Raw genomic sequence first — 9,485 nt, 5'->3', positions numbered from 1 at the left:
GATGGTACTGCACTCGAAGGGGTGTGGGAGAGTAGGACGCCGCCGGAATTTACGTGTGAAAGGCCCGTCCCGAAAGGGACGGGCCTTTTGCGTTTTCCGGGGTGCGGTATGGTCTGCGCATGCCTGACAACGAGATGGATCCTGCAGCCAGTACTCAGATGTTCCGGGCTTTTGTCGCCGAGGACCGCCCCGCGGCTCCCGGCGAACCGGCCCGGCGCGGCACCCCGCCGGTGCTATTGATCGCCGGAGTCGTGATCGCGATCATCGTGGTCGCGGCGGTCGTGCTCATTGCCGTCACCTGACCCACCCCTCGGTCGATATACCGACCGCCGCACCAACGGGCCGACATACCGCGGGCGGGACCCCATCCCTCCGGGATCCCGCCCGCGATATGCATTCCGCGAATACTCCGGTATCCGGTATTCGCGGTTCGTCGCTCGATTCCTCGGGTCAGGTCGACGGCCACAGCGCGACGACGCAGCCGTCCTCCTCGCGCAGCCGCAGGCCCTCGTCCACATCACGCAGGTAGTCGAACAGGGATGGCGGGGTCCGCCAATCCTCGGCCAGGCGCGGGGCGAGACCGGCGGTCGGCTGGCCGAGTGCCTCGGCGAAGCCGCCGGTCATCATCACCAGTACGTCGGTGGGCCGCCACGTGGTCCGGCAGATGCGGAGCTGGTCGTCGCCGGCCTGGTCGGGAATCGCCGCCGGCGCGGCCTCCAGCGAGGTGTCCCGGATGCCCAGCGGCGCACGCCAGCCGCCCTGGGCCAGGCGGAGCACGGTGCTGTCGCCGAGTACGGCCATGTCGACCCGGTCGTCCTCCAACGGATCGGCGGCGGTGACCAATATCGCCAGGCGGGTGGCGGGTTCGGAGCGGCCCAGCTCGTGCGCGCGGTCGGCGGTGCCGGTCAGGCGGGAGCGCAGGTCCTCCTCGACCTCCGTCTGAACACCGGCCCAGTCCCAGTTCTCGTGCCGCTCGCGCGCGACCATCCGCGCGACGGTGCGATAGGCGCTGCGGACCGCGATCTGGGCGGCGAGTTCGGAGGCGTGCGCGTTGTCGACGCCGTCGCAGACGATGGCGATCGTCCAGCGGGCGCTCGGGTCCGGGCCGACCGCGAAGCAGTTCTGTCTGGGCAGGCCCTGTTGCTGGTGCAGTTCGCCCCGGACGCCGGCGGCGCGCACGTTCAACCGGCCCAGCCGGCCGCCGTCGACGACCATGCCGCCGCCGTCGGCGAGGGCGGGAGGTGGGAGCATGCGCAACATCCTTCGCGGGACCTCGTCGGCCGGGTTGTCCGCGGGCGCGGAGCGGGGGGGCGTGCGCTGGGCCGGGGGCACCTTGAGGAACGTGGTGCCCGCCTCGCCGGCGTCGTCCGGGGCGGGTTCGCCGCCGACGTCGCGCCGTCGTTCCGTCGGATCGTCGCCGAACCCGGGGCTCGCGTCGATCGACGAGTAGCCGTCCGACTCGACGGCCGGTGCGGGCCGGTGCTTGGGGATCGGCGGGTAGTTCGGACGGCGCTCGGCGGACGGGCTCGGGCCGGGGTCGAGCGGGTCGACCGGATCCATCGGATCGGCGGGCTCGATGTCGTCGTCGGGCTCCGGCCGCCACTGCTGCGGATCCTCGCGCCGTCCCGGGCGGGCGGCGCCGCGCGACGGCGGCACCACGCCCTGTGCGTCGCGGTGCAACCGATCGGGCGGCATGGTGTCGCCGGGGATGCTGTCCGACATGGGCGTGCCCGGAGGCGGCGACGAGCCGAGCATCACGTCCTCCCAGTGCGAGGAGCCGGTGCGCCGCCGATTGCGGCCCGACGCGGGCGGCGCCGGATCGTAGTCGTCGTCGTACTCCTGGCCCTGATCGCGCCCGTAGTCGTACACCCCGGCGTCTGCCTCGTACGGATCGCGGCGGCCGAAGCCGGGCCGGCGGTCGTACTGGTCCGGTTCGTCCTCCTCGGGCGGCGCGCCGAACCCGAACCAGTTGGCCACCCGGCGGGCCCGCCCGGAGCGGCGCCCGCCCTGGTCCGGCGACGCCGAGTCGGTAAAGCCCGGCGGTCCGGAGGGCGCCTCGACCTCGCGGTCGTACAGCGGATCCGGCCGACGGTCGTAGTCCGGGTCCGGCCGACGGTCGTAGTCGGGGTCGGGCCGACGATCCCAGTCGGGTTCGGGGCGTTCGCGATCGCCCGGACCGGGGCGCCGGGGACCCTGGGCTCGCGGGACGGGCCGGCCCGGCGAACCATCGCCGGGGGTGTGGCGCTTGCTGGTACCGTCCGGCACGGCTTCCTCCTTCGCGTCGGGCCGGCCGGCGAGCCGGTCCCTTCGGGTCGCCGGTGAGTGGACGTCCTCCCACCCGTGCGACCGGTATCAACAGGTATAGCGTGCACGGCCCGTGCCCGTGGGCGCACGCGCGCGCGTTGGTCCCCACTTTGCCCCAGGTCCGCCCGATGACCGGGCGGATGGCGCCGTTCTACCCGGAATCCCGTCGCTCGGTACCTATTTGACGGCGTATCAGGGAAACTCCCGAACCGGGTGCCGGCGTTCCCCGTCGAGGGGGCGGATGTGGCGACTGGGCTTCTTCGCCGGCGTGTTCGGTGGGCTTCGTGTCGAAGTGGCCTGCGGATGCGGCGGATTCGGGCCGCGAGAGGGCGGCTTCGGGTGGTCGGTTCGCCCGGTGATCGGCGGATCCGGCAACCGGCTCGTACAGTGACCCATCGCACCATTCCTCCATACGGCACCGTCTGGAGTCGGCGCCCGGTCGTCACTACAGTGTGTCCGTCGCTCGGCGGCGACGACCGGTTGTTTTCCCAGGTCGTTCCCGGGCGATCAGGAACACTTCCTCCTCGGGAGCACAACCGCATGCGTATACGCACCACCCGCCTCGCGACCCTCGCCGTCACGGCGGCGCTCACGCTCGGCGGCACCGTCGCGGTCGCCTCGTCCCCGGCCTCGGCCGCCACGGGCAACGGCGACTCGGGCGTCTCGGCCCGCGCCGGTCTCGGCTCGGTCACCGGGGCCTCGGCCACGGTCGGCCCGGACGGCACGTACACGATCACCTGGACCGATCGTCGGCCCGGCCCGATGCGCGTGTACGCGTCCACCGACGCGGACCGCTTCACCCGGCTCGTCGGCACCACCAAGGGCACCTCGCTGACCGTGTCCGGCCTGGACCCGGCCAAGCGCTGGTACTTCGCCATCACCCCGGCCGGCCCGAACGCCGCAGTGGTCACCGCCCCGCGCTCGCTCGGCCTGCAGGGCGCGCCCAACGCCCGGGACCTGGGCGGCTACCGCGCGGACGCGGGCCGGACCGTGAAGTACGGCCAGGTCTTCCGCGCGGACGCGCTCGGCAAGCTCACCGACGCCGACGTGACCCGCCTGGGCGGTCTGGGCCTCGACGTGTCGGCCGACTTCCGTACCGACATCGAGATCACCGGCAACGGCGTCAACCGGCTGCCCGCGGGCACCCCGGTCGAGAACCTGCCGATCGCCGACGGCAACCTCACCGCCATCACCAACGCCGCGGTGGGCAGCCGGGATCCGATCCGGCAGAAGGAGCTGCTCGGCGACGGCAAGGCCGCCGCCGCGCTGGAGAACGTCTACCGGGGCTTCGTCGACGACCCGGCCCAGCGCGCGCAGTTCGCCACCGTGCTGCGCGATCTCGCGGACGGCAGGACGGTGATCTACAACTGCACGGCGGGCAAGGACCGCACGGGCTGGATGAGCGCGATCGTGCTCAAGGCGCTGGGTGTCGACGACGCCACCGTCCAGGCGGACTTCCTGGCCAGCAACGACAACCTGCGGGCGCGCAACGAGGCCACGAAGGCGGGCCTGAAGGCCGCCGGGCTGATGCAGGACCCGAGCCTGATGGACCCGCTGCTTTACGTGCAGAAGTCGTACCTGGACACGGCGTTCGCCGAGGTGCGGGGCAAGTACGGCTCGTTCGACGCGTACCTGCGCGAGGGATTGAACATCGACCCGATCACCGAACTGCGGCTCCGGGCCCGGCTGCTCAGCTTCTGAGCCGCCGCCCGACCCCGGCCCGCCGGGTGCGGGCGGTCTCGATCGGCCGCCCGGCGAGGCCCCTGATGACCCGTCAGGGGCCTTGCCGGACAGCGGCCGAGGCCGGCGCGCACCGCGGTCGGGCCGCGATCGCTCAGGCGGACAGGTCGGCGCGCAACCGCGCCAACGCGCGGGCGAGCAGGCGCGAGACGTGCATCTGGGAGATGCCCAGGCGCTCGCCGATCTGCGACTGCGTCATGTTGCCGAAGAAGCGCAGCATGATGATCTGCCGATCGCGGGGGCTCATCCGGGCCAGCAGCGGCCGCAGCGCCTCGCGATACTCGACCCCGTCGAGCGCCTCGTCCTCCTGGCCGAGACGGGCGATCAGCGCGTTGTCGCGATCGTCGTCGAGGTCGTGCGCGTCCAGCGACGCGGGCGAGTAGGCGTTGGCGGCCTCCATGCCCTCGAGGATCTCCTCGACCGTCAGGTTCAGGTGCTTGGCGAGTTCGACCACGGTCGGTGCCCGGTCGTACTTGTGGTTGAACTGCTCGGTGGCCTCGGCGAGCGCGAGCCGCAACTCCTGGAGCCGGCGGGGCACCCGCACGCTCCACGAGGTGTCCCGGAAGAACCGCTTGATCTCGCCGATGATCGTCGGCACGGCGTAGGTCGGGAACTCGACGCCGCGATGCGGGTCGAAACGGTCGATCGCCTTGATCAGCCCGATCGTGCCCACTTGGAGCACGTCCTCGTACTGGTCGGTGCGGCTGCGGAAGCGGTTCGCGGCGAAGCGCACCAGGGGCAGGTTCAGCTCGACCAGGGTGCTGCGCACGTAGGCGTGCTCGGCCGATCCCTCGACGACGTCGGTGAGGCGGAGCAGGAGGGTTCGGGACAGCGTGCGGGTGTCCTGGGGGGTGTCGGTGCCGGAACCCCGGAGCGCGCGGGCGCGGGGGATGCCGGTACGGGGAAGGCGCGCGGGCGCGGCGCGGTCGGCGGTCGAGCCGGCTGTGCCCTCGTGGGAAGCATCTCGCAGCAGCACTGGAGAGCCCACCTCCTCGTCGGTCCTGGAGCGGAACCTGTCCGCTGCCGGCCATGGTGGAACGGCAGCCCGTCGTTCGGTACCCCCTTACCGGCGCGGGTCACCGCCCCAAACCCCTTGCGACATCCCCGATTTGTCAGGTGATGCGGGTGTATCTAGCGGCATGTCGACAGTACGAAAGCCGCGAATCACCGCAAAGAAAATTCGAGGTTTTACCAGCCGTTTCGCATTACTCGTCGGTCTTTGGCGATCAGTCGACATTCGGGCCGAACAGTTGATCGCATACCTTCAGGTAGACGGCGTCGGGTCGAGGGACGAACTCGACCTCCCTGAGCGGTTGATCCTGCCCCGCGGACTCCATCACGAACGTCCCGTGTCCGAGCAATCTGCCGCCCGGGCTGCGTCGGTAGCTCATATCGGTCACCTGCGTCAGCGGCAGCATGTTGACCCGCCGGCCGATCAGCCCGGTGGCCAGGATGATGCGCTTGTCGGTGACGATGAAGTAGTCGTTGCGCCAGGTCAGTATGTGACCCGAGCACCACAGCAGCAGGCCCGTGCCGACGGGCCACACGCCGTACTTCACGATCAGGTTCGCGGACGTGAAGTACCACAGCAGCAGCGCCAGGAAGGCGATCCCGAACACGGTGACCGCGAGCGGGCCGATGATGATCGCCCAGTGCCGGCGAACGGCTATCGCGCAGGTCTCGGTGGGCAGCAGGTAGCGGCGTATCGCGTGGGTCTCGGTGGTGGAGCCGTCGACCGGTGCCGGCTCCGGCCCCGACGCCGCGCTCGCCGCTCGGCGCACGACCTCAGCCCGTGAGCCTGCTGATCTGGTCACCGCACCACTTGGCGGCGGAGGACATCGCCTGGAACCACTGCGCGACCAGGTCGGAGGCCTTCTCGGGAGTGGCGATGATCGTGTAGATGACGAAAACGATCAGGAGCAGCGTCAGGATCCGTTTGGTCTGCCCCGCCATATCCCCGCCTCCCCTATGAGGTGTCGGGGAGAAACAATAGGGGAGAGGGGGCGGCCGCGGGGGGACCGGCCACTCCCTCTCCCCTGTGGGACCCCCGCCGGAGCAAAGGTGGGTCGTACCTTCGCAGCATCGGCAAACAGTCCCGGGGTGCCTGCGGGGCTCCTGCCCAGCCCCGGGCACATCTCCAGCATGCGCCGAGGCGTGGCCGCGCGCATCCGGCGTTCGGCCTGTCGGGGCAGGGCCTTGGTCCCGCGTGGGACACGGGCCGCGGGATCGGCCCCGAACGGCCGTACGCGGTGCGTGGGGCGGGTCGGGCCCGCTCGGGTCGATGCCCGGGTCAGCCCGCGGTGCCGTACAGCCGGTCGCCGGCGTCGCCGAGGCCGGGGACGATGTAGCCCTGCTCGTTGAGCCGCTCGTCGATCGAGGCGGTGACCACGGTGACGTTGGCCTCGGTGTCCGCGAACGCCTCCTGCATCACCTTGACCCCCTCGGGGGCGGCGAGCAGGCAGATCGCGGTCACGTCCAGCGCGCCCCGCTCCAAGAGCAGCTTGGTGGCCGCGATCAGGGTGCCGCCGGTGGCGAGCATCGGGTCGAGCACGTACGCCTGCCGGCCGCCGAGGTCGTCGGGCATGCGGGTGGCGTAGGTCGACGGCTCCAGGGTGTCCTCGTTGCGGATCATGCCGAGGAAGCCGACCTCGGCCGTCGGCAGCAGGCGCACCATGCCGTCCAGCATGCCCAGGCCGGCGCGCAGGATCGGCACCACCAGCGGCCGGGGGTAGGAGAGCTTGACGCCCGTGGTCTCGCTGACCGGGGTGCTGATCGCGACCGGGTCGACGCGCACCCCCCGCGTCGCCTCGTAGGCGAGCAGCGTGACGAGTTCGTCGGCGAGCCTCCGGAAGGTGGGCGAGTCGGTGCGCCGGTCGCGCAGCGTGGAGAGTTTGTGGGCCACCAGAGGATGGTCGACGACGTGAATCCGCATGCAGCGACAGTAGCCCGCCGGCCCCTCCCGCGACCCTGCGGGGTTGTCGGTTTCGGGGCGTGTTCGGTGGCATTCGTCGGCCGTGCGCGGATCCGGCGGGCGGTCCGGGCCGGGCGGTTATGGGAATCCCGGGTAAATTGGAGTTATTGAACCGGTTTGTGAACGCATACCCGGCCCGGTCCGGTGGTGCGATGACTGAGCCGGCGTGTCCCGGGAACTACTGCCACGTCGGTTTCGGTGGATTTTGGAGTCCAGGGGCGTGGTGATGGAGAGTCGGGAACCTCGAACGACGGCGGCCGAGCGCCGCGAGGCGGAGGCCGCTCGCCGTCGCCGGCGCACCCTCTTCCTGCGCGAACTCGCCGAGGCGCGCGAGCTGCGGGCCCGCATCCAACCGCGGCGCGCGCGCAACGAGCGGCTGCGGCAGATGATGCGGATGCGTACGTTCCGTTACTGAAAACGATCCGCGTGCGATCGTCGCGGCGACCTTGTTCGTCAACGTGCGCCAATTCCCGTCGTGGTGGTCCGGTATCTGCCACGATGCGAGAGACAACGCCGAAGCGAACGATCTTGGAGAGTCCCGTGGCGTACTTCGCCGCAGTGCTCGTACGTACAGACGAGCAGTGGGAGGCCCGTGAAGCCGACCTCGACGATGTCGAGGACTCGGCGGGGATGACCGCCCTGGCACGGTCGGCGGCGGTGGACGACGAACCGGTACTGCTGTTCGTCGAACAGGAGGACACCTGGTTCGCGGTCGTCCGGGTGGACGGTGAGGAGGACCCGCGCATCTACGTCTCCGACGTGGCCGCGGTCTCCCGCAGCGCCTACGCGGACGCGTTGCTGACGGCCGATGTGCTCGACGGCCTGGAGGAGGACGACGAGGCCGTGCTGCCGACCGGTCCGGCCGGCGACGAGACCGTCCTGGTGGACCTGGGGGTGTCGGCCCAACTGCTGGCCGACCTCGCGGGCGAGGCGGGGCTGCCCGCGGACGCCATCGCGGTGATAGCGGAACGGCTGGGCTGCGCGGACGAGTTGGAGACGGTCCGCTGAGCACGATGCCCCCACCGGTGCCCGAGCCCCGATTCGATCCCGCGCTGCGGCGGTACGAGCCGGCCATGCGGCTGGCCCTGGCCGAGGCGGCGCTCGCGGTGGACACGGGAGACGTGCCGGTGGGGTGCGTGGTGCTCGGCCCGGACGGCGCGGTGCTCGGCCGCGGCCGCAACGAACGCGAGGCACACGGCGACCCGACGGCGCACGCCGAGATCGTGGCGCTGCGCGAGGCGGCCAAGGCGGTCGGGGAGTGGCGCCTGTCCGGGTGCACGCTGGTGGTCACCCTGGAGCCGTGCACGATGTGCGCGGGCGCGATCGTCCTGGCCCGGGTCGACCGCGTGGTCTTCGGCGCCTGGGACCCCAAGGCCGGCGCCGCCGGCTCCCTGTGGGACGTCCTCCGCGACCGCGGCCTCAACCACCGCCCGGAGGTCGTGGCCGGCGTCGCGGCGGCGGAGTGCACCGCCGTCCTGCGCGACTTCTTCACCCTCAACCGCACCGACGAATCCGGTTACGAACCACACCCCGGCATCCGGTAAGCTCTCTCTCGGTAGCGTGTCCGAGTGGCCTAAGGAGCACGCCTCGAAAGCGTGTGATGGTGCAAGCTATCCGTGGGTTCAAATCCCACCGCTACCGCTCTTGCAAGACGAAGGCGCCATCCGGAGTTCGGGTGGCGCCTTCGGGGTTTTCGGGGCCTGGCGGGGGCTGCCGCCCCTTTGGGTGGGGCGGCAGCGGGGGCTTGGGTCAGCAGCCGGGGGTGTGGCTGGGCGGGGGCGGGGGTGGCGGGGACAGGATGGCCGCGGCGGCCTCCGGGGTGGCCAGGTCGGTCCACGCGTCGCCGATGGCCAGGTCCACCGAGCCGTCGGTGCGCTGGTCCTCCTTGTCGGTGGAGCCCGCGACCTGGGCGGCGACCACCTTCGCGGGGGTGGCGCCGGGGAAGCCGTGGCGGATCTCGGCGGTGGCCGCGATCGGCGCGTTCAGCGGGTCGTTGGTGACCTTGCCGATGGTGAATCCGCGCGTCTTGAGGGCTTCGGCGACGGTCTTGGCCAGGCCGGTGCGCTTGGTGGCGTTGTAGACGTTCACCGTGATCGTCTTGGGCTCGGGCAGGGGCGCGGCCTCGGTGGGCGGCGGGGCCGAGGCGGTGGGCGAGGGGCAGGCCGCGGCGGTGCCGCCGTCGTCGGACGTGAAGTGGTACACACCCCAGCCGGCGGTCGCCAGGACCACCAGGCCGACCACGATCGCGATCACCACGGGCATGCGTCGCCTGCGCCGCGTCATCCGCGGATACAGCTTGCCAGTGATCTTGTACTGGCCTCCCATGCCGCGGGGAGTGAGCATGCTCATCGGTGTGCCCCCGTCCTCCTCCTGCACGGCATGGCCGTGGTCCCGGTCGCCATGGAGTCGAGGTTAGCGCCGACCTGGCACCTTGCGTATCCGGGCACGGCCGTACTCGTGACGACCACCT

Annotated in this window: 11 protein-coding genes and 1 tRNA gene; 6 read left to right on the top strand and 6 right to left on the bottom strand. The window is 71.3% G+C overall.

The window, feature by feature from the left end; genetic code table 11:
* Nucleotides 1-119 precede the first annotated feature (119 nt).
* Nucleotides 120-302 (top strand): hypothetical protein, encoded by a 183-nt coding sequence (locus tag ACFRCG_RS38620; RefSeq protein WP_379998717.1) that lies wholly within the window; start codon nucleotides 120-122, stop codon nucleotides 300-302.
* A 148-nt stretch (nucleotides 303-450) separates the two neighbouring features.
* On the opposite strand, the gene ACFRCG_RS38615 is transcribed toward ACFRCG_RS38620, so the two are convergent.
* Entirely contained in the window at nucleotides 451-2,265 is a 1,815-nt protein-coding gene (locus ACFRCG_RS38615) for a protein phosphatase 2C domain-containing protein (RefSeq protein WP_380040318.1), read from the bottom strand.
* Between the two features lie 579 nt (nucleotides 2,266-2,844).
* Between ACFRCG_RS38615 and ACFRCG_RS38610 the strand changes: the two genes are divergently transcribed.
* On the top strand, nucleotides 2,845-4,005 hold the full coding sequence (locus tag ACFRCG_RS38610; RefSeq protein ID WP_380040316.1) for a tyrosine-protein phosphatase: 1,161 nt from the start codon (nucleotides 2,845-2,847) through the stop codon (nucleotides 4,003-4,005).
* 133 nt (nucleotides 4,006-4,138) lie between these two features.
* Here the strand turns inward: ACFRCG_RS38610 and ACFRCG_RS38605 are convergent, their stop codons facing one another.
* The 4 genes from ACFRCG_RS38605 to upp form a co-directional block, all read right to left on the bottom strand.
* A complete protein-coding gene (locus ACFRCG_RS38605) occupies nucleotides 4,139-5,020 on the bottom strand; it encodes a SigB/SigF/SigG family RNA polymerase sigma factor (protein WP_078976446.1) in 882 nt (293 codons plus the stop codon).
* Between the two features lie 250 nt (nucleotides 5,021-5,270).
* Entirely contained in the window at nucleotides 5,271-5,825 is a 555-nt protein-coding gene (locus tag ACFRCG_RS38600; protein WP_380040314.1) for a PH domain-containing protein, read from the bottom strand.
* Nucleotides 5,826-5,829: 4 nt separating this feature from the next.
* Nucleotides 5,830-5,997: a hypothetical protein gene (locus ACFRCG_RS38595; protein WP_170222223.1), complete on the bottom strand. Its 168-nt coding sequence runs from the start codon at nucleotides 5,995-5,997 to the stop codon at nucleotides 5,830-5,832.
* Between the two features lie 337 nt (nucleotides 5,998-6,334).
* A complete protein-coding gene (gene upp / locus ACFRCG_RS38590) occupies nucleotides 6,335-6,976 on the bottom strand; it encodes a uracil phosphoribosyltransferase (RefSeq protein WP_380040312.1) in 642 nt (213 codons plus the stop codon).
* A 265-nt stretch (nucleotides 6,977-7,241) separates the two neighbouring features.
* Here upp and ACFRCG_RS38585 point away from each other — a divergent pair, with 265 nt between their 5' ends.
* The 4 genes from ACFRCG_RS38585 (at nucleotide 7,242) to ACFRCG_RS38570 (ending at nucleotide 8,656) form a co-directional block, all read left to right on the top strand.
* A complete protein-coding gene (locus ACFRCG_RS38585; RefSeq protein ID WP_078979378.1) occupies nucleotides 7,242-7,430 on the top strand; it encodes a hypothetical protein in 189 nt (62 codons plus the stop codon).
* An 83-nt stretch (nucleotides 7,431-7,513) separates the two neighbouring features.
* Nucleotides 7,514-8,023: a tRNA adenosine deaminase-associated protein gene (locus ACFRCG_RS38580; protein ID WP_380040310.1), complete on the top strand. Its 510-nt coding sequence runs from the start codon at nucleotides 7,514-7,516 to the stop codon at nucleotides 8,021-8,023.
* A 5-nt stretch (nucleotides 8,024-8,028) separates the two neighbouring features.
* Nucleotides 8,029-8,559 carry a tRNA adenosine(34) deaminase TadA gene (tadA, locus tag ACFRCG_RS38575; protein ID WP_380040308.1) on the top strand — a complete coding sequence of 177 codons (531 nt, stop codon included), beginning with the start codon at nucleotides 8,029-8,031 and terminating at the stop codon, nucleotides 8,557-8,559.
* 10 nt (nucleotides 8,560-8,569) lie between these two features.
* Nucleotides 8,570-8,656, top strand: a tRNA-Ser gene (locus tag ACFRCG_RS38570).
* 108 nt (nucleotides 8,657-8,764) lie between these two features.
* Here the strand turns inward: ACFRCG_RS38570 and ACFRCG_RS38565 are convergent.
* Nucleotides 8,765-9,358, bottom strand: coding sequence for a LytR C-terminal domain-containing protein (locus tag ACFRCG_RS38565; protein WP_380040306.1), 594 nt, complete (start codon nucleotides 9,356-9,358; stop codon nucleotides 8,765-8,767).
* Nucleotides 9,359-9,485: the final 127 nt, after the last annotated feature.

Origin of the sequence: Embleya sp. NPDC056575, assembly GCF_042793325.1 — a bacterium.
GTDB lineage: Bacteria > Actinomycetota > Actinomycetes > Streptomycetales > Streptomycetaceae > Embleya.
The sequence above is the reverse complement of the archived record's forward strand: the minus strand, read 5'-3'. Positions and strand labels throughout refer to the sequence as shown.

Bases quoted from the DNA above. Each gene is read 5' to 3' on its own strand.
- ACFRCG_RS38595 (WP_170222223.1), bottom strand. From the start codon at position 5,997: ATGGCGGGGCAGACCAAACGGATCCTGACGCTGCTCCTGATCGTTTTC.
- tadA (WP_380040308.1), top strand. From the start codon at position 8,029: ATGCCCCCACCGGTGCCCGAGCCCCGATTCGATCCCGCGCTGCGGCGG.
- upp (WP_380040312.1), bottom strand. From the start codon at position 6,976: ATGCGGATTCACGTCGTCGACCATCCTCTGGTGGCCCACAAACTCTCC.
- ACFRCG_RS38565 (WP_380040306.1), bottom strand. From the start codon at position 9,358: ATGCTCACTCCCCGCGGCATGGGAGGCCAGTACAAGATCACTGGCAAG.
- ACFRCG_RS38620 (WP_379998717.1), top strand. From the start codon at position 120: ATGCCTGACAACGAGATGGATCCTGCAGCCAGTACTCAGATGTTCCGG.
- ACFRCG_RS38580 (WP_380040310.1), top strand. From the start codon at position 7,514: ATGCGAGAGACAACGCCGAAGCGAACGATCTTGGAGAGTCCCGTGGCG.
- ACFRCG_RS38585 (WP_078979378.1), top strand. From the start codon at position 7,242: ATGGAGAGTCGGGAACCTCGAACGACGGCGGCCGAGCGCCGCGAGGCG.
- ACFRCG_RS38610 (WP_380040316.1), top strand. From the start codon at position 2,845: ATGCGTATACGCACCACCCGCCTCGCGACCCTCGCCGTCACGGCGGCG.